Origin of the sequence: Burkholderia pyrrocinia, assembly GCF_018417535.1 — a bacterium.
Classification (GTDB): Bacteria; Pseudomonadota; Gammaproteobacteria; order Burkholderiales; family Burkholderiaceae; genus Burkholderia; species Burkholderia pyrrocinia_E.
The window spans coordinates 178,585-196,983 of sequence record NZ_CP070977.1 but is presented as its reverse complement, the minus strand read 5'-3'; the positions used below and the strand labels follow the sequence as shown (position 1 = coordinate 196,983).

The 18,399-nt window shown below is 68.3% G+C and carries 15 protein-coding genes; 8 read left to right on the top strand and 7 right to left on the bottom strand.

Annotated features, from left to right (window positions below; translation table 11 throughout):
* Positions 1-37: 37 nt before the first annotated feature.
* Together JYG32_RS00915 and JYG32_RS39550 are read right to left on the bottom strand one after the other, a co-directional pair.
* The gene (locus JYG32_RS00915) at positions 38-418 is read right to left on the bottom strand and encodes a DUF1493 family protein (protein ID WP_213264387.1); all 381 of its coding nucleotides are present in this window, start codon (positions 416-418) and stop codon (positions 38-40) included.
* A gap of 2 nt (positions 419-420) precedes the next feature.
* A complete protein-coding gene (locus tag JYG32_RS39550) occupies positions 421-876 on the bottom strand; it encodes an STM2901 family protein (RefSeq protein WP_213265351.1) in 456 nt (151 codons plus the stop codon).
* A 272-nt stretch (positions 877-1,148) separates the two neighbouring features.
* On the opposite strand from JYG32_RS39550, the gene JYG32_RS00905 reads away from it, so the two are divergent.
* The 5 genes from JYG32_RS00905 (at position 1,149) to JYG32_RS00885 (ending at position 6,286) form a co-directional block, all read left to right on the top strand.
* Positions 1,149-1,484 carry a YggL family protein gene (locus JYG32_RS00905; protein ID WP_034184839.1) on the top strand — a complete coding sequence of 112 codons (336 nt, stop codon included), beginning with the start codon at positions 1,149-1,151 and terminating at the stop codon, positions 1,482-1,484.
* Between the two features lie 483 nt (positions 1,485-1,967).
* The gene (locus JYG32_RS00900) at positions 1,968-3,188 is read left to right on the top strand and encodes a collagen-like triple helix repeat-containing protein (protein WP_213264386.1); all 1,221 of its coding nucleotides are present in this window, start codon (positions 1,968-1,970) and stop codon (positions 3,186-3,188) included.
* A 259-nt stretch (positions 3,189-3,447) separates the two neighbouring features.
* On the top strand, positions 3,448-4,413 hold the full coding sequence (locus JYG32_RS00895) for a PRC-barrel domain-containing protein (RefSeq protein WP_213264385.1): 966 nt from the start codon (positions 3,448-3,450) through the stop codon (positions 4,411-4,413).
* A complete protein-coding gene (locus JYG32_RS00890) occupies positions 4,410-5,678 on the top strand; it encodes an MFS transporter (protein WP_174384313.1) in 1,269 nt (422 codons plus the stop codon). The genes JYG32_RS00895 and JYG32_RS00890 overlap by 4 nt, the downstream gene beginning before the upstream one ends.
* A 41-nt stretch (positions 5,679-5,719) precedes the next feature.
* A complete protein-coding gene (locus JYG32_RS00885; RefSeq protein WP_174384314.1) occupies positions 5,720-6,286 on the top strand; it encodes an FUSC family protein in 567 nt (188 codons plus the stop codon).
* Positions 6,287-6,334: 48 nt separating this feature from the next.
* On the opposite strand, the gene JYG32_RS00880 is transcribed toward JYG32_RS00885, so the two are convergent.
* A complete protein-coding gene (locus tag JYG32_RS00880) occupies positions 6,335-6,736 on the bottom strand; it encodes an RcnB family protein (protein WP_174384315.1) in 402 nt (133 codons plus the stop codon).
* 92 nt (positions 6,737-6,828) lie between these two features.
* Positions 6,829-8,580, bottom strand: a complete 1,752-nt coding sequence (gene msbA, locus JYG32_RS00875; protein WP_249744615.1) for a lipid A export permease/ATP-binding protein MsbA — start codon at positions 8,578-8,580, stop codon at positions 6,829-6,831.
* A gap of 225 nt (positions 8,581-8,805) precedes the next feature.
* On the opposite strand from msbA, the gene JYG32_RS00870 reads away from it, so the two are divergent.
* From JYG32_RS00870 to JYG32_RS00860, 3 genes are all read left to right on the top strand, one after another.
* Complete coding sequence (locus tag JYG32_RS00870; protein WP_213264383.1) at positions 8,806-9,558, top strand: glycosyltransferase family 2 protein; 753 nt, start codon at positions 8,806-8,808, stop codon at positions 9,556-9,558.
* A gap of 132 nt (positions 9,559-9,690) precedes the next feature.
* Positions 9,691-10,533: a glycosyltransferase family 2 protein gene (locus tag JYG32_RS00865; protein ID WP_174383470.1), complete on the top strand. Its 843-nt coding sequence runs from the start codon at positions 9,691-9,693 to the stop codon at positions 10,531-10,533.
* 148 nt (positions 10,534-10,681) lie between these two features.
* Positions 10,682-11,962, top strand: a complete 1,281-nt coding sequence (locus JYG32_RS00860; protein ID WP_213264382.1) for an O-antigen ligase family protein — start codon at positions 10,682-10,684, stop codon at positions 11,960-11,962.
* Between the two features lie 141 nt (positions 11,963-12,103).
* Here JYG32_RS00860 and JYG32_RS00855 read toward each other — a convergent pair whose 3' ends face one another.
* The 3 genes from JYG32_RS00855 to dnaE all read right to left on the bottom strand — a co-directional run bounded on the left by JYG32_RS00855 (position 12,104) and on the right by dnaE (position 18,361).
* Entirely contained in the window at positions 12,104-13,282 is a 1,179-nt protein-coding gene (locus tag JYG32_RS00855; RefSeq protein ID WP_174383472.1) for a glycosyltransferase family 9 protein, read from the bottom strand.
* 186 nt (positions 13,283-13,468) lie between these two features.
* On the bottom strand, positions 13,469-14,557 hold the full coding sequence (locus tag JYG32_RS00850) for a glycosyltransferase family 9 protein (protein WP_213264381.1): 1,089 nt from the start codon (positions 14,555-14,557) through the stop codon (positions 13,469-13,471).
* A 270-nt stretch (positions 14,558-14,827) separates the two neighbouring features.
* The gene (gene dnaE / locus JYG32_RS00845; protein ID WP_213264380.1) at positions 14,828-18,361 is read right to left on the bottom strand and encodes a DNA polymerase III subunit alpha; all 3,534 of its coding nucleotides are present in this window, start codon (positions 18,359-18,361) and stop codon (positions 14,828-14,830) included.
* Positions 18,362-18,399 lie beyond the last annotated feature (38 nt).

Genomic DNA, 18,399 nt, shown 5'->3' with positions numbered 1-18,399 from the left:
TAAGGATTTCGCGCAACCGACACGCTTCGACGAACGGCTATTCCCGGCGGGCAGCCTCCCGCGCGCCACGCTCGATCGTGTCGGTATCCCAGCGGCCGATACGCATCGCTTGTTCCAGCATGCCGAGCGTCAGAGGCACGCGCGGTGGCTTACGGTATCGCTCGGAAAACAGCGCGAGAAACGACGTCACCAGTTCTTGTCCCTCCGGGCCAAAGTACCGGCCGTAGGGAAAGTCGTCGGCATGCACACCGAATGTTTCCGCCCATTTGTCGATGAACTCGATTGCGTCGATTCCCGTCACGCGCAGATCCTCTTCGAGGCGTGACGACGGGTCGATCCTCAGTTCGCCGCCGAACAACGGGCGACCAAGCTCTTCACGCGCAAATGCGGCCAGCTTTTCCCACGTATCGGTCGGCACGATCAGAACACCCTGTCTTCTGGTTTGGCGATGGCGTTATACCGACGCACGGTGTTGAACATGATTACGGCCGAGTCCGCAGCCAAAAAAACTTCCCCGATCACGGGGATGGTTCGGCCAACCCATGCACCGAGACTCTTCGTAGACGCGATACGCACGCCCCGAGCGCTCACCGACATGATCATCGGCAATCGCATCCTCGTCTGAATCGGCAACAGCTTGCGCGCCGCAATGGACGCGACCGATGTGCCCTTGGTCGCCGTAGCGAATTTTCCGGGCGCAGGCACATCGGCTTGACCGAGCAAAACTGCTGAAGCGGCAGCAAGATCATCGAACCCGAGGCGCGCCTGGATCTCACCGACCGCAACCCAGAAAAACAGATCCCCCGGCTTGAGATCGACACGACCATTGTACGAATAGCGATTCGTCCGACATACGGCCCTCGTCGTGGTTCGAATAGCCGCCGACCATAGCAAGGCCGGAGAAGCTCGCCATCCCTGTATCATTCGGTCATGCGCGCGATGGGCCGCGGAGCCAAGCCGCTCCTCGAAACGCCCATCGCGCAATTGTTTAAGAATGGTTTCAAGATCGCCCCCGAGATAACACGACATCGCGACGGCGCAACGCGCCACCCTTTCGCCGCCGGCCCCGGTCGCGCGGCACGTCGACAGGGTGCCGGCGCCAGCCGCCGCACGATCCTTTCCCACCTCTCATTCACTCACCGCACACCATGAGCCAAGGCCACAACCGCCGTCAGCGCAAGAAACTCCACATCGGCGAATTCCAGGAACTCGCGTTCAACGCGACCGCGCATTACCGCAACGAGATGACCGACCTCGAACGCGGCGAACTGATCGACGCATTCATCGACTTCGTCGAAGCGAACGGGCTGCTGACCGTCGCGTCGGCGGACGAAGGTATCGGCGCCTACGTGATCTCCGGCGCGCCGCGCGGCACGACGACCGACGCCGATCGCGAGATCGTGCGCGGCTGGCTGGCCGCACGGCCGGAACTGACCGACGTCAAGGTCAGCGAATTCACCGACGCGTGGTATCCGGACGCCTGACGCTCCTGTTTCTCCCTGCATCGGGCAGCGCCCGCGCCTGCCCGCCATGACGGCGGGCCGGGCCGGCGCCTGCGTGCACCGCCTCCTCTCCCGCTCTCCCTCCCTTCCCCGTCGCCCGACACCCGCGCGACCGGCACCGACTCATACGATTCGCACCGCGTCGACCGTGATTACCCCGATTCCGGCATTGAATCGGACGCTTACTTCAATTTAACGATCGTTAAAGGACGTCTCACGCCGGCAGACCTACTCTGATCGCCAGGAATCCGGTGTTTTCCGGCGTGATCGGCAAGCAATACGAAAGAATGCAAACTGCTCGCCCGACAGGTGTTCCGGCTTCCGGTACGGGCGAACACGCGACGCGACGACAGGTCGATCAGGGAGACAACCAACGATGCGCCAGCCGCTTCCCCACCGTAGCGACGACGCATCGGCGCACGCGAAGGCCGCCTGACCCAACCCTTCAATCGATACGAGGACGACATGAATACGCCGAACACCCATCAAGCAGGACTCCGAATGATCATGATCGCGGCGGGCGTTGCGGCGCTGATGTCGCTGTCCGCGTGCGGCGGCTCCGGCTCGCTGAGCCAGGGCACCGGCGGCGGCGGATCGGGTTCGGGCAATACGACGGCCACGACCGGCGGCACGGGCAACGGTTCCGGCAGCGGGTCGGGGGCCGGCTCGACCGTCGGTAGCACGGGCAGCGGCTCCGGCAGCACCTCGGGCACCGGCACATCGGCCAATGCACTCGGCCAGACGATCGATTCGTCGAGCAACATCGTGACGGCCGCGGGCGGCACCGTGTCGGGTGTCGGCACGGTGATCGCCGGCCAGTCGCTGCCGGGCACGAACGCGGCGACCACGCAGGGGCTCGGCACCGTCGTGCAGGACGCCGGTGCGGCCGTCACGACGCTCGGCAACGGCGTCGGGTTGGGGCTCGGCCAGCTCGGCGCGTCGTCGAACCCGGTCGGCACGACGGTCGCGAGCACGGGCGGCGTAGTCACGAACCTCGGCAACGCGGTCGCCGCGACCGGCGGCGTCGTGTCGAGTCTCGGCGCAAGCGGTTCGGCGCTGGCGCCGCTCGCACCCGTCACGTCGCCCGTCGGCGGCGCGATCACGACGCTCGGCAACACGATCGCGATCGGCGGCGCGACGCTCGGCACCCAGTTGTCGACCGGCCCCGTCGCACAGATCACGGGCGCCGCCAGCTCGGCGATCACGCCGATCACGTCGACGGTCGGGTCGGTCACGCAGACCGTCGCGTCGAGCACGCCGCTCGGCGCGCCGCTCACGAACCTCGTGACGACGGTCGGCAACGGTGTCGCGAGCGCCGGCACGACGATCGCGAAGACCGGCGGCAATCCGGTGACGACCGGCGTCGGCAACGTCGTGACGGCGACCGGCAACACGGTGGCGACCGCGGGCACGACGCTGCTCGGCGGTGGCGGCGCCACGACGAGTCCGCTCGCGCCGGTCACGGGGCTCCTGTCGGCGGGCGCACTCGGCGGCACAACGGGCGGCAGCAACCCGGCAGGCGCGCTCACGTCGGTGGTCGGCACCGTGACCGGAGCGGTGTCGGGCGCGGCCGGCGGCTCGTCCGTCGCGGGGCTGACGGGCAGCACCGGCACCGGCGCGATCTCGAAAACGGGCGGCGGCGTGCTCGCGCCCGTGACGACGACGCTCGGCGCGCTGGTCAAATAAGCAGCCGGCACGCGCGGCGCCCGCATCGTCGTCCTCGACGGTCGGGCGCCGCAGCCGCATCCTCAGCCGTCATTCGGCATCACCCGCCCCGCCTTCGATCCCTTCCTTTTCCCGACAGTCCGCCTCCAATCGGCCATCGAAACCGGTCCTGAAAGCAAGACACGTTAAACTCTCACCTCGCGTGGTGCGCCGCCCGCACCCGCCATCCATCGCCAGCCGCGTGCCCTCGGGCCGCCCCCGACCCATGGAGTGAGTGTCAATGAGCGGCGGACTTCCGTTTCCCGCATCCCGCAAGTCGTTTCCGTCGTCGACGGTCTTCCTGATTCTCGCCGCCGCCGTGCTGTTGTCCGGCTGCGGGCTGCTGCCGACCCAGAATCCGCCCGCGCCGATCAGCGAAGCGCTCGTCGAGCCCGTCGAGGAAACGGCCGGCGAGCCGCTGACGATGCCGCCCGTGCCGGCGCCGACTCAGCCGGAGGAACCGGAAACGCCGAAAAAGCCGCACCGCGAGGCGGCGCGGCCGAAGCCCGTGCCGCGCCCCGAATCGCCGACGCCGCCGCCCCCGCCACCCGCGCCGCTCGTCGCGACGCGCGCGCTCGACCGCACCCAGATCCATGCGCTGCTCGACAGCGAAGTCGCGCGCCGCAACGGCAAGGTGATCGGCCGCGCGGTCGACATGGTGGCCGACGCGAACGGCAAGCCGCGCGAGATGATCGTCAACCTGCAGGGCTTCATGGGCGTCGGCGACCGCAAGGTCATCTTCCCGTGGAACGTGTTCCGCTTTACGCCGGGCGGCAAACAGGAGCCGATCGTGCTCGACGTGCCGTCGGGCGACCTGCCGCCGGCCGCGCGGCCGAAGGCCGTGCCGCTGTCGGGCTCGGCCGCGGCATCGCCCACGACGCGGCTGCCGATGCTCGACAGCGATGTCGAGCGCCCGAACGGCACGAAGATCGGCCGCGTCGTCGACGTGCTGATCGACCGCGACGCGCAACCGCAGGCCGTCGTGCTCGACCTCGGCGGGCTCGTCAATACCGACCGCCGTTCGATCGCCGCGAACTGGGCCGCGCTGCGCTTCGTCACGCGCGACAAGGCGCTGCATCCGCAGCTCGACCTGAACGACGCGCAGATCAAGGCATCGCCGCCCTATGCGGCCGACAAGCCGATCGTCGCGGTCTCGCCGCCCCCTGCCGCCCCCGCGCCGGCTTCGTCTGCGAGTGCCACCCGATGACGATCAAGCATTCCGTCAGCGTACGCAGTCTGCGGTCCCTCGACTGGCTCAACTTCTTCGTTGCAAACGTTCAAACCGGGTTCGGTCCGTTCATCGCGTCCTACCTCGCGTCGCACAAGTGGACGCAGGGCGAGATCGGCATGGTGCTGTCGATCGGCACGATCAGCGCGATGGTCAGCCAGGTGCCGGGCGGCGCGGCCGTCGATGCGCTGAAGAACAAGAAGGGCGCGGCCGCGTGGGCGATCGCGGCCATCATCCTGTCCGCGGTACTGCTCGCGTCGAGCCCGACGATCGTGCCGGTGATCGCCGCCGAGGTGTTCCACGGTTTCGCGAGCTGCATGCTCGTGCCGGCGATGGCCGCGATCTCGTTCTCGCTCGTCGGCCGCGCCGACCTCGGCGACCGGCTCGGCCGCAACGCGCGCTGGGCATCGATCGGCAGCGCGGTCGCAGCGGGCCTGATGGGGCTCACCGGCGAATACTTCTCCGCGCGCGCGGTATTCTGGCTGACTGCGGTGCTGGCGTTACCCGCGCTGTTCGCGCTCGCGATGATCCAGCCGACGCACGAGGTGATCCCGCAGTCGTCGAAGCCCGACGACCACGGCGACCACGGCGAAGCCGGCGAACGCGAAACGCTGCTCGAACTGCTGCGCGACCGCCGGATGCTGATCTTCGCGGCGTGCGTCGTGCTGTTCCACCTGTCGAACGCCGCGATGCTCAACCTCGCGGCCGGCGAAGTCACGGCCGGGATGGGCGAGAACGTGCAGCTCGTGATCGCCGCGTGCATCATCGTGCCGCAGGCGATCGTCGCGATGCTGTCGCCGTGGGTCGGCCGCTCCGCGCAACGCTGGGGGCGCCGGCCGATCCTGCTGCTCGGCTTCTCCGCGCTACCGGTGCGCGCGCTGCTGTTCGCCGGCGTGAGCAGCCCGTACCTGCTCGTGCCCGTGCAGATGCTCGACGGCATCAGCGCGGCCGTGTTCGGCGTGATGCTGCCGCTAATCGCGGCCGACGTCGCGGGCGGCAAGGGCCGCTATAACCTGTGTATCGGGCTCTTCGGGCTCGCGGCCGGGATCGGCGCGACGCTCAGCACGGCCGCGGCCGGCTACGTCGCCGACCACTTCGGCAACGCGGTCAGCTTCTTCGGGCTCGCGGGCGCTGGTGCGCTCGCGGTGCTGCTGGTCTGGCTCGTGATGCCCGAAACGCGCGTCGATAACGGCGACGCCGCGACCGACGAACCGGCCGCCACGTCGCCCGAACAGGCGCACTGAGACTGGCGCGCCGCCGTTACCCGCTTCTTGGCGAACTCACGATGGATACGATCAGGACACTCAACGAAGCCCGCCAGCAGATCCAGCAGTCGATCTTCGATCTGTTCAAGGGGCTGACCTTCAGCGAGCGTTTCGTGCAAGGCGTGCTGATGGCCATCCAGGCCGTCTGCAGCGCGTGCCTCGCGTACACGATCGGGCGTGCGCTGCACACCGAGCAGGCGGTGTGGGCGGCGGTCACCGCGATCGCCGTCACACAGCACAACTACTCGGACACGATGTCGCTGTCCCGCGACCAGTTCATCGGCGCGATGATCGGCGGCGTGCTCGGCTTCGCCGGCGCCGCGCTCGGCGGCGATCGCCTCGTCGCCTATGCGCTCGCGGTCGCACTCACGATCGTCTGCTGCTGGTGCCTGAACGTCGGCAGCGCGGCACGGCTCGGCGGCGTGACCGCGACGATCGTGCTGCTGTTTCCGGGCAACGGCCCGCTGTGGGACATTCCGCTGATGCGGCTCGGCGAGGTGACGCTCGGCACCGTGTGTGCGCTGGGCGTGTGCTGGGGGATGTCGAGAATCGAGCGACGCTGGTTCCGCCACGCTGCGACAAAGTGACGCGGCTGCCGGGCGCGCGCCCGGCAACCGGATAAACGACGGGAAACGTTACTGGCCGACCTGCAGCACGAGGCCCGAGCCGATCTGCACGAGCAGGTGATCGCCGCCCACGCCGACCCACTGATAGCCGCGCGGCGGCGGGCTCAGGCGGTAGCCGCGCCAGTCGTCGATCACGTACTGGCGGTCGCGGAATTCGTTGGGCAACCGGTCGCCCTTGTGCCAGTCGCGACGCGGCTGGTCGGCCCAGCGCGGCGGCACGTCGTCCTCGCGGTGCATCGCCTGGCCGGGCGGCATGCGTTTCGGGCCGTGGCCGCGCTGCATGCCGGGGCCGCCGCGGTTATCGTGGTTGTCGTGCTTGTCGTAGTTGCCGTGATCCTGCGCCATCGCCGCCGTCGCGGCGCAACCCGCCGCGATCAGTGCAGCCAGCATCATGCGTTGCATCTTCTTCATTGTGCCTTCCCTCCGTGTTGTCACGTCGTACGAAATGACCGGGCCTGCCCGATGAAGCCTAGCACACTGGTTTGACGCGAACGGAACGTGCGTCAAGCCGCCTGCTGCTGGTACTGGATCCGGTGCAGGTGCGCGTAGAGGCCGCCATGGCGCAGCAGTTCGTCGTGGCTGCCCTCTTCGACGATCTTGCCGGCCTCGAGCACGAGGATGCGGTCCGCCCGCTCGATGGTCGACAGACGGTGCGCGATCACGAGCGTCGTACGACCTTCCATCAGCCGTTCGAGCGCGGCCTGCACGTGGCGCTCCGATTCCGAATCGAGCGCCGACGTCGCTTCGTCGAGGATCAGGATCGGCGCGTCCTTGTAGATCGCGCGCGCGATCGCGAGCCGCTGACGCTGGCCGCCGGACAGCCGCATCCCGTTGCCGCCGACGAGCGTGTCGAGCCCGTCGGGCATCGCGGCGACCGCATCGGCGAGGTTCGCGGCCTCGAGCGCGGCCTGCACGCGCGCGCGGTCGGGCGTCTGCCCGTACGCGACGTTCGCGGCGATCGTGTCGTTGAACAGCACGACGTCCTGGCTGACCATCGCCATCTGGCTGCGCAGCGCGTGGAGCTCGTAGTCGGAAACCGGCACGCCGTCGACCAGGATCGCGCCGTCCGTCGGGTCGAAGAAGCGCGGCAGCAGGTTCACGAGCGTCGTCTTGCCGCTGCCGGACGGGCCCGCGAGCGCAATCATCTCGCCCGGCGCGACCTTGAACGAGATGCGGTCGAGCGTCGGCCGCTCGGCCGCGCCGTAGTCGAACGACACATTGCGGAACTCGATCTCGCCGCGCGCATGCGACAGCGGCCGCCCGCCGCCCTGCGGCTCGGCCGGCTCGTCGATCAGCCCGAAGATCAGCTCGGCGGCCGTCATTCCGCGCTGCAGCGGCTGGTTGACGTCGATCAGGTGCTTCAGCGGCGAGATCACCAGCAGCATCGACGTGACGAACGCGACGAAGCCGCCGACCGTCGTCTGGTCGTTGGTCGACTGCACGACCGCGATCGTGATCACGACCGCGAGCGCGATCGATGCGAGGAACTGCGTGAGTGGCTGCGCGAGACCGCCCGAGATCGTCATGCGCATCGCGTAGCCGCGCAGGCGCTTGCTCATCGCGGTGAAGCGGCCCATCTCGTACGCTTCGCCGTTGTGCACCTTGACGACCTTGTAGCCGCCGACCGTCTCTTCGACGATGTACGACAGCTCGTTGGTCAGCGTCTGGTGCTCGCGGTTCAGGCGGCGCAGGCGGCGGTTGATCTTGCTGACGAGCCAGCCGATGCCGGGCAGGATCACCGCAACGATCAGCGTGAGCCGCCAGTTCAGGTAGAACAGGTAGCCGAGCAGGAAGATCACCGTCAGCGAATCGCGTACGAGCGTGACCATCACGCCCGTCAGCACCGACAGGATCTGGTTGACCTCGAACACGATCGCATTGATCACCGTGCTCGCGGTTTCGCGCTGGAAGAACGACGCGCCCGTGTGGAGCATCCGCTGGAACATCTCGAGCCGCAGCTGCAGCAGGATGCGGTTCGATACGTAGTTGAGCAGGTAATTCGATGCGTACTGCGATACGCCGCGCACGAGCGCGAGGCCGATCACCGCGATCGGCACGTACCATTTCGCGCTGTCGCTGCCGTGCACGCCGAAGCCGTGGTCGAGCAGCGGCTTGAGCAGCGCCGGAATGCCGGCTTCGGTGGCCGCGACGACGCCCATCGTCATCACGGCGAGCACCACGATGCCGATAAGCGGCCGGATGTACGGCCACAGGCGCTTGAGGACCGTGACCGGCGAGGTGCCGGTGCCGTCCATCGGTTTGCGAAGAGTGTTCTGGGTTTCCAAGTCAATCCTTCTTGAGCCGCGATGCGGCGCCCGGCGCGTGGCCGCCCGGGATTTCGCCCCTGTCGGGCGGGTGCCGAAAAGGGCTCAACATTATAGCTGCACCGCCCCCGCCGGCACGGTCATGGCCGATGCGGCCCGCGGCCGGGCCGCGGGTATACTGCCGCTCACCGTTTTCTCCGCCTTTCCGACGATTTCATGGCTGAACCCTCCCTCGGCGTCGCCCTCATCGCCCTCAACGCGTCCGCGCGGCTCGCCCAGTGCCTCGACGCGCTGTCGTTCGCCGACGATGTCGTCGTCATCGACGGCGGCAGCACCGACGATACGGTCGCGATCGCGCAGACGCACGGCGCGCGCGTGATCGTCGAACGCGACTGGCCGGGCTTCGGCCCGCAGAAGAACCGCGCGCTCGACGCGCTCGGCACCGACTGGATCCTGTCGCTCGATACCGACGAAGTCGTCAGCCCGGAACTCGCGCAGTCGATCCGCGACGCGATCCGCGCGCCGGCCGCGCAGGTCTATGCGCTCGACCGCTTGTCGAGCTTCTGCGGCCAGTGGATCCATCACAGCGGCTGGTATCCGGACTGGGTGCCGCGCCTGTTCCGGCGCGGCACCGCGCGCTTCTCGGACGATCTCGTGCACGAGCGTCTCGTGTTCGATACCGTCGCGCAGCGCCTGCCCGGCAAGCTGATGCATTACTCGTACGAGGACTTCGAAACCGTCGTGCGCAAGCTCGACGCGTATTCGACAGCCGGCGCGCGCCAGCGCCGCGCGGCCGGCCAGCGCGGCGGCTTCGGCAAGGCGCTCGCGCGCGGCGCCTGGGCGTTCGTGCGCACCTACGTGCTGCGGCGCGGGTTCCTCGACGGCCGCGCGGGCTTCATGATCGCCGTGTTCAACGCGGAAACCGTTTATTACCGCTTCCTGAAACTCGGCCACGAACCGGCGCGCTGAGCGCGCGCCCCTGCTCGCCGCCGGCACGCGGCCGGCCCGGCGTTACAATGCCGGGCTGCCCGCGCCGCACGCGCCCGCCCAAGCGGCTGCACCGCGCGCCGCCCGCCACGACGACCACCGAATCCGACCGCCATGTTCTCCATCATCATTCCGACCTGGAACAACCTGCCGTACCTCAAGCTCGTCGTCGACAGCCTGCGCCGCCATTCCGCGTACGACCACCAGATCATCGTGCACGTGAACGACGGCTCGGACGGCACGCTCGACTGGGTACGCAGCGAAGGGATCGAACACACCGCATCGCCGACCAACATCGGCATCTGCCATGCGGTGAACCTGGCCGCCGCGCGCGCGACGCGCGACTACGTCGTCTACATGAACGACGACATGTTCTGCTGCCCCGGCTGGGACACGGCGCTCGTGCGCCGCATCGAACCGATGCCGACCGACCTCTTCATGCTGTCGGGCACGATGGTCGAGCCGGTCGACACGCGCAACCCGTGCGTCGTCGTCAGCAATTTCGGCCGCGATGCCGAGCATTTCGACGCGGCGGGCCTCGTCGACGCAACCCCGCGGCTCGCGCGCGCCGATTGGCTCGGGTCGACCTGGCCGCCGACCCTCGTGCACCGCGACTGGTGGAACCGCATCGGCGGCTACAGCAGCGAACTGTCGCCCGGCATGAGCAGCGACAACGATTTCTCGATGAAATTCTGGGACGCCGGCTGCCGGATCTTCCTCGGTGTCGGCGACAGCCTCGTCTACCACTTCCAGCAGAAGAGCACGGGCAAGATCGTCAAGAACGACGGCCGCCGCCAGTTCCTCAACAAATGGGGCATGACCCAGGCGACGTTCGACCGCTATTACCTGCATCGCGGCGAGCCGGCCGGCACGCGCATCGCGCTCGACACGCCGGCAGTCGTTGGGCGCCTGAAGCGTGCGCTGCTGCGTTCGCGGATCAAGCGCGCCTTCAGTTGATCGAATTCCGCTGATCAGGCCCCGGAAACGACGCGGAAACGCGACCTGCTTCGCGTATACTTCGCGGTTCGTCCCGGCCAGTGCCGCCGGAACGCGCGGCGCGCGGCACGGTGCCCGCATGCCGTATTCGCCCATTCGACAGGTTCCGATGCTTTCGTTTTCCGCTCCCGCCACGCGGCGCCTGACCGCCGCCCGCGCATTCGCCGTCGCCGCGCTCTGCATGGTGCCGGTCTCGACCGCGCTGACCAACGTCTTCTGCGGGCTGTTCGCCGCCGCGCTCGTGATCTCCCCCGAATTCTGGCGCGACCTGCGCTCGTTCGTCACCGACCCGGCTTCGCTCGCGGCGCTGCTGATCCTCGCCACGCTGACCGCCAGCGTCGCGTATACGGTCGCGCCGCATAACAAGGCGTGGAACTGGGTCGCCAAATACGACAAGCTGCTGCTGCTGCCCTTCGCGGTGCTCGCGTTCCGGCATTCGAACTGGGCGCCGATCGTGCGGCGCTGCTGGTTCGGCACGCTGTGCGTGATCCTGCTGCTGTCGACGACCAACTATCTCGGGCTGACCTCGATCGGGCCCGCGCACGCGACCGATCTGCCGCTATCGCGCGCATGGGTGTTCAAGAACCACATCGCCGCCGGCATGTTCGGCGCGCTGCTGTTCTACCAGGCGGCCGATCTCGCGCTTGCCGCCCGCACGGCGCTGTCCCGCGCCGCGTATGCGGGCGTCGCCGCGTGGTCGCTCGTCAACGTGTTCGTCATGCTGCAGGGACGCACGGGGCAGGTCATCGCGCTGCTGCTGATCCTCGTCGTCGCCGTGCGCTTCGTGTTGTTGCTGCGCCGTCAGTCGGCGCTGCGCGCGGGGCTCGCCGCCGGCGTGCTCGTCCTGTTCGGCGTCGTGCTCGTGGTCGCCGCATGCACGGTTCACAACGGCCGGCTCGTGAAGGTCGTGTCGGAAGTGCAGCAATACCGGCAGAGCGATGCGGCCACGTCGACCGGGCTGCGCCTCGAGTGGTACAAGAAGGGGCTCGAACTGTATCGCCAGCGCCCGGTAATCGGCTACGGTGCGGGCGGCCTCGAATCCGAATTCGAGAAACTCACGGCCGGCAAGACGGCGGCCGAAGGCCAGCTCACGTCGAACCCGCACAACGAATACCTGCTGATGGCCGTGCAGCTCGGCTCGCTCGGCCTGTTGCTGTTCGTCAACCTGATCGTGCAGATCGCGCGCGGCAGCCGCACGCTCGATTCGCGCTCGCGGCATTTGCTGCTCGGGTGGCTCGCCATCTTCGCGATCGGCAGTCTCGCGAATTCGCTGCTGCTCGATTTCGCCGAAGGGCACCTGATCGTGCTGCTGGCCGGCATCCTGCTCGGTTGCGGCGAGCGCAGCGAGGCGCTGCCGCGCGAAACGTCGGCGATCCGGCGCAGCGCGTAACGCACGACGGCATACGCCCCGCTGCCGACCGGCTCAGGTGGGGCGGCGGCCCGCCGTCCGGACGAGCGCGCGCACCTTCAGCGCGGCCCGTCGCGAAACGCCCCCCCTCCGAACGAAGAAAATACGCGCGCCTCCCGCGCGTCAGTCGGATCCGGCGCGATGCAGTCGCGACGTGTCGACAAAGACCTCCGCCGGGCCCGGCGGATTCAGCCCGAGCATCTCGGCCGCCGCGGCCTTCACGCGCTGCGCGCCGAGATTGACGAGGCAATCGCTGCGGCTGTCGACCTTGCGCTCGCAGCCCTCGTGCCGGCACGGTACGCAATCGCCCTCCCCCTGCAGCAGCCACACGTTCCCGTGCCGACCCGAGCCGCGCAGCGACCACGGATTCTCGGTCGCGGGCCAGTGCTGCGGCCACGGCCCCCAGCGCACCGGGTCGGACGGGCCGAACAGCGCGATCGTGTCGGTGCCCGTCGCGGCTGCGACGTGCGTCGCGCCGGTGTCGGGCCCGATGAAAAGGCGCGCGCGCCGCACGAGCTCCGCGCTTTCGCCGAACGTGAGGCGGCCGACCAGGTTCAGCACGTCGCCGCCCGCCTCGGCCGCGACCTGCTCCGCATACTCGCGCTCGCGATCGGCCGGACCGCCCGACAACGCGACCGCAAAGCCCTGCTCGCGCAACCAGCCGATCATCTCGACCCAGCCTTCGAGCCGCCATTGCTTGTAACGGAACATCGGATACGGATGCAGGACGACCAGCGGCTTGCCGTCGCGGATCGCCGGCGACTCCGCGAGCCATGCGTCGAAGCGGGCACGCCGGGCGGGGTCGTCGCCAATGCCGGGCGCGACGACCTCGGACACCGGCTCGATGCCGATCACGGGGGCGAGCGCGAGCGTGCTGACGACCGTATGCGCGGATTCGTGGTGATTGATCGCGATCCCGTTCAGCATCATCCGGGTGAGCCACGTGACGCGATCGGGATCGACGAGGCCGACCCGCTTGCGGCCCGCGAACCAGCTATAGAAGCGCGGCCGGTCGGAACTCAGCGCCGCGCACGCGAGATCGTAGCGGCGCCACATCGACAGCGCGTCGCGCAGCCGCTCGCGGAATCCCGCGCGCTGCGCGACGACGATCACGCGCCGCACGTCCGGATTGTGCTCGAGCACGCCTTCGGTGCCGCGAAACACCAGCATGTCGATCTGCGCATCGGGCCAGCGGGCCTTCAGCGAACGCACGAGCGGCGTCGTCAGCAGCACGTCGCCGATACGGCGCGGCGCGGCAACGAGGATGGTTCTGGGCGGGCGGGCGGAGGAAAACAGGGCCACGGCGATCGATCTGTCTAGCTGGCTGAACAAGGCTGGCAATGTACAGGATTTTGCAGCAGCCGGCGCGGCATGGCGAACCGGCCTTGCGTGACGCGCCGATGGGGTCCTGATGCGGCCCTGTCTGCGGGACGCAGTGCGGCACGCGCCCGCGCACCGGCGCTTGCACCATGCGCGGTGCGTCCGGCGCTACGAAGCGATGGTCGGGATCGCGGGTGTCGCAGCGGAAGTCGGCCGCGCGCGTCCCGCATCGGCCATCGGCGCGTCGCAATGGCCGGCCTGCGGCAGCAGATGGCGCACGGCGCGCTCGACAGCATCGACGCCGATCGCGTCGACGGTCGCGCCGGCACGCAGGATCACGTGCGGCACGCCGAGCGGATGCCAGCGCAGGTATTTCTCGGGACGATCCTCGAACAGTGCGGCGACGGGCACGCCAAGCGCCGACGCGAGATGCACGGGTGCGCTGTCGGCCGACACGATTGCGTCGAGCAGGCTCGCGGCGGCCACCAGATCGGCGACCGACGACGGCGCGACATGGCGCGCGCTCACGTCGCGCCACGCGTCGTCCTCGGCGGTGTTGCGGAGGGCCGGATCGCGGAACACGATCACGTCGGCGAACGGCGCGAGCCGCTCGCCGAGGTCGCGCCAGCGGTCCGCGGGCCAGCGGCGCTCGGCCGCCTTGTTCGACACGAACAGTCCGACGCGCGGCTTCGTGCGCTCCCCGAGCAGGCGATACCACGCATCCTGCAGCGCGCGGTCCGGATGCACCGACAGCTCAAGACGGTCAAGATCGGCGCAACCGAGTTCGGGCACGAGCCGGAACCCCGACAGCGCCTCGTGGCACATCGGCCGCTGTGCGACATGCTCGGGCTTGCGATCGTCGAATTCGGTCTCGGCATCGTGCCAGCGACAATCCTTCGCGCGGAGCTGGCGCGCGAACTGCATGCTGCTGCGATGCATGCCGCCGTTCGGCACGACCACGAGGTCGAACCGCAGGCGACGCAGGCGCCGCACGAGCCGCAGCCGGTCGAAGAACGCGCGCATCCGCCCGGGACGGTCGTTGCGTTCGCACTGGCGGCTGTACACGTACGTGTGGATCGTGTGCACGTCCGGGTTTCCGGCCAGCGCGGCCGCGTTGTAGCGGTTCGCGACCACATGCAGTTCCGCGCTGGGCCAGCGCGCCTTCAGCGCACCGAGGAACGCCGTCGTGCACAGCATGTCGCCCAGAAAATCAATCCGGATCACGAGGATTCGCCCCGTCGGGTTCCCGTTGGCCATGGTGATGTGGTGACTGTCAGTTTTTATCGTCGCGACGGGCCGATGCGCCGGCATCCTGTTCCGGGACGGCCCTGTCGCGCGTTGCCGCTCGCGGCATGGATCCGCCCCCGTTTGTATGCGCGCGTGCGAGCGCGGCTTGCGCCGGATTGTATAGCGTCCGGATGGCCTGCCCAAGACCCGGTTACCCGAAGATGTAAAAACGGCCCGCCGCACCGCACGATGGCGATGCGACGGGCCGCGTATCGCGACAGCCGTCCGGTCGGGACGCGGTCAGTACGTGATTTCGACGACGCTGCCGTCGAACGCCGCGCGCAGTTCCGCGAGCAGCATGTCGCTCGGCTTCACGCGCCACGCGTCGCCGAGACGCATTTCGCCTTGCGCCCGGGCGTTGCTGTAGTGGATCTGGACCGCGAGCCCGTTCGGCAGCGGCGCCTGCGGGCGACGGCCGCCGTCACGCCCGCCACCTCGCGGCGCGGGCGCTTCGACCGCGGGCGCGGCAGCCGGATCGTCCTTCGACACGTGCGGCTCGAGCACGCGGCGCAGCGCGGCTGCGTCGGCGTTGCCGTTCATCGTCAGCCGCACGGCCTGCGCATAGCGGCTGCGCGCGCGTTCGAGATCCATCACGGTATCGGCCGTGAAGCGGAGGCCGCCCGTGAATGCGTCGTTGCGCGCCTGCCCCTGCACGATCAGCAGTTCGTCTTCCTTGAACAGCGCCTTGTTCGCCTCGAACTGCTCGTTGAAGATCGTGATCTCGCACTGGCCCGAACCGTCGTCGAGCAACGCGATCAGCATCTTGCCGCGCTGGGTCATCTGCGTGCGCAGCGACGCGATGATGCCCGCGACCAGCTTGTCGCGCCCTTCCTTCAGGTCGCCGACCTTTTGCCGCACGAAGCGGCGCACCTCGTCGCGATACGCGTCGAACAGGTGGCCGGACAGGTAGAAGCCGAGCGCGCCCTTTTCTTCCTGCAGGCGGCGCTTGTCGTCCCACGCCGGTTCATCGACGAGCGCATGCGCGTGCGGCGACTCGGCACCCATGTCGAACAGGCCGGCCTGCATCGCGTTCGCCGCGGCCTGGTCGGCCGCTTCCATCGCGAGCGGCACCGACGCGAGCATCTGCGCACGGTTCGCGTTCAGCGAATCGAACGCGCCGGCGCGGATCAGCGCCTCGACCGTGCGGCGGTTGACGACGCGCCGGTCGATCCGCTCGCAGAAGTCGAACAGGTCGGTGAACGCCTTTTCCTCGCGAGCGCGCAGGATTTCCTCGATCGCGTTCTGGCCGCTGCCCTTCACTGCGCCGAGGCCGTAGCGGATCGTGCGCGAACGCTTGCCGTCGGCTTCGGCGACGGGCTCGAACCGGTAATGCGACTGGTTGATGTCAGGCGGCAACACGGCGAGGTTGTTCACGACGCAGTCGTCGAACAGGATCTTCACCTTGTCGGTGTCGTCCATCGCGAGCGTCATGTTGGCCGCCATGAATTCGGCCGGATGGTGCGCCTTCAGCCACGCGGTGTAATACGCGAGCAGTGCATAGGCGGCCGCGTGCGACTTGTTGAAGCCGTAGCCCGCGAACTTCTCCATCAGGTCGAAGATCTCGTCGGACTTCTCGCGCGCGAGGCCGTTCTTCGCGGCGCCTTCGGCGAAGATCTCGCGATGCTGGGCCATCTCCTCGGGCTTCTTCTTGCCCATCGCGCGACGCAGCAAGTCGGCGCCGCCGAGCGAGTAGCCGCCGATGATCTGCGCCATCTGCATCACCTGCTCCTGATAGACCATGATGCCGTAGGTCTCTTTCAGGACGGGTTCGACGCGCGGATCCGGATAGTCGACCTTCTCGCGGCCGTGCTTGCGTGCGCAGAAGCTCGGGATCAGGTCCATCGGGCCCGGACGGTACAACGACACGAGCGCGATGATGTCCTCGAAGCGGTCGGGCTGCGCATCCTTCAGCATGCCCTGCATCCCGCGGCTTTCCAGCTGGAACACCGCGACCGTGTTGGCCTTCTTCAGGATCTGGAACGATGCGGCGTCGTCGAGCGGCACCTGCGCGAGCGACCAGTCGGCCTTCGACGGATCGAGGCGGCGAATGTAGCGCTCGGCCCAGTCGAGGATCGTCAGCGTCGTGAGGCCCAGAAAGTCGAACTTCACGAGGCCGACGGCTTCGACGTCGTCCTTGTCGTACTGGCTGACGACGCCGCCGTCGTCGCCCTGCGTGTACAGCGGGCAGAAATCGGTCAGCTTGCCGGGCGCGATCAGCACGCCGCCCGCGTGCATCCCGACGTTACGCGTGAGGCCCTCGACGCGCTGCGCGAGATCGAGCAACTGGTGGACTTCGTCCTCGTGGTCGTAGCGCTCCTGAAGCTGCGGCTCTTCCTTCATCGCGTCGGCGATCGTCACGTGCTTGCCCGGCTTGAACGGGATCAGCTTCGCGATGCCATCGGTGAACATGTAGCCGAGGTCGAGCACGCGGCCGATGTCGCGCACGGCCGCCTTCGCAGCCATCGTGCCGAAGGTGGCGATCTGCGACACGGCATCCGCGCCGTATTTCTCCTTCACGTACTGGATCACGCGGTCGCGACCGTGCTGGCAGAAGTCGATGTCGAAGTCGGGCATCGACACGCGTTCCGGGTTCAGGAAGCGCTCGAACAGCAGGTTGTAGCGCAGCGGGTCGAGGTCGGTAATGCCGAGCGCGTACGCGACCAGCGAACCGGCGCCCGAGCCGCGGCCCGGGCCGACCGGCACGCCGTTGTTCTTCGCCCAGTTGATGAAGTCCGCGACGATCAGGAAGTAGCCGGGGAAGCCCATCTTCGTGATGGTCCCGCATTCGAATTCGAGGCGCTTGTAGTACGTGTCGCGCTGCGCGTCGCGTTCGGCTTCGGCCGGATACAACTGCACGAGCCGCGTCTCGAGCCCTTCCTTCGACAACTGGACCAGGTAATCGTCGAGCGACATGCCGTCCGGCGTCGGGAACAGCGGCAGTTTCGGCTTGCCGAGCTCGAGCTTCAGGTTGCAGCGCTTCGCGATCTCGACCGTGTTCGCGACCGCGGACGGCAGGTCGGCGAACAGCGCGGCCATGTCGTCCTGCGTGCGGAAATACTGGTCGGTCGTGAAGCGTTTCTGGCGCCGCGGGTTCGCGAGGATGTCGCCTTCCGAAATGCACACGCGCGCCTCGTGCGCGGTGAAATCGTCGCCGGTCATGAACTGCGTCGGGTGCGTCGCGACGACCGGCAGCTTCAGCGACGCGGCGAGCGTCGCGGCCTGCTGGATGTACGCCTCGGCGCCCGGCTGGCCGTACCGCTGCAGCTCGATGTAGAAGCCGCCCGGAAACACCTTCGCCCAGCGCTCGGCGTGACGGCGCGCGGCGTCCTCGTTGCCGGCCGCGAGTGCGAGCCCGATATCGCCCTGCTGCGCGCCCGACAGCGCGAGCAACCCCTGCGCGAGCTCGCCGTCGAGCCAGCTCGCATCGAGTTCCGCGCGGCCGCGATACTGGTTCGTGAGCCATGCCTTCGACAGCAGCTCGCAGAGATTCAGGTAGCCGACCTTGTCCTTCACGAGCAGCAACAGCCGCGACGGCTTGTCGCGATCGTCCGCATTGGTGATCCAGACGTCGCAGCCGGCGATCGGCTTGATGCCCTTGCCGCGGGCTTCCTGGTAGAAACGGACGAGGCCGAATGCGTTGCCGAGATCGGTGAGCGCGAGCGCGCCCTGGCCGTCTGCGGCCGCCGCCTTGACGATGTCGTCGAGACGCACGATGCCGTCGGCAATCGAGAATTCGGAGTGAACGCGAAGATGGACGAAGCGAGGATCTGACATGGGCGCTATTGTAGCCGCCCCGCCGCGCAGGCTGCCCA

What these genes read in the sequence shown, in the direction of transcription:
- JYG32_RS00905 (WP_034184839.1), top strand. Translation starts at nt 1,149, where the DNA reads ATGAGCCAAGGCCACAACCGCCGTCAGCGCAAGAAACTCCACATCGGC.
- JYG32_RS00900 (WP_213264386.1), top strand. Translation starts at nt 1,968, where the DNA reads ATGAATACGCCGAACACCCATCAAGCAGGACTCCGAATGATCATGATC.
- JYG32_RS00895 (WP_213264385.1), top strand. Translation starts at nt 3,448, where the DNA reads ATGAGCGGCGGACTTCCGTTTCCCGCATCCCGCAAGTCGTTTCCGTCG.
- JYG32_RS00890 (WP_174384313.1), top strand. Translation starts at nt 4,410, where the DNA reads ATGACGATCAAGCATTCCGTCAGCGTACGCAGTCTGCGGTCCCTCGAC.
- JYG32_RS00885 (WP_174384314.1), top strand. Translation starts at nt 5,720, where the DNA reads ATGGATACGATCAGGACACTCAACGAAGCCCGCCAGCAGATCCAGCAG.
- JYG32_RS00880 (WP_174384315.1), bottom strand. Translation starts at nt 6,736, where the DNA reads ATGAAGAAGATGCAACGCATGATGCTGGCTGCACTGATCGCGGCGGGT.
- msbA (WP_249744615.1), bottom strand. Translation starts at nt 8,580, where the DNA reads ATGGACGGCACCGGCACCTCGCCGGTCACGGTCCTCAAGCGCCTGTGG.
- JYG32_RS00870 (WP_213264383.1), top strand. Translation starts at nt 8,806, where the DNA reads ATGGCTGAACCCTCCCTCGGCGTCGCCCTCATCGCCCTCAACGCGTCC.
- JYG32_RS00865 (WP_174383470.1), top strand. Translation starts at nt 9,691, where the DNA reads ATGTTCTCCATCATCATTCCGACCTGGAACAACCTGCCGTACCTCAAG.
- JYG32_RS00860 (WP_213264382.1), top strand. Translation starts at nt 10,682, where the DNA reads ATGCTTTCGTTTTCCGCTCCCGCCACGCGGCGCCTGACCGCCGCCCGC.
- JYG32_RS00850 (WP_213264381.1), bottom strand. Translation starts at nt 14,557, where the DNA reads ATGGCCAACGGGAACCCGACGGGGCGAATCCTCGTGATCCGGATTGAT.
- dnaE (WP_213264380.1), bottom strand. Translation starts at nt 18,361, where the DNA reads ATGTCAGATCCTCGCTTCGTCCATCTTCGCGTTCACTCCGAATTCTCG.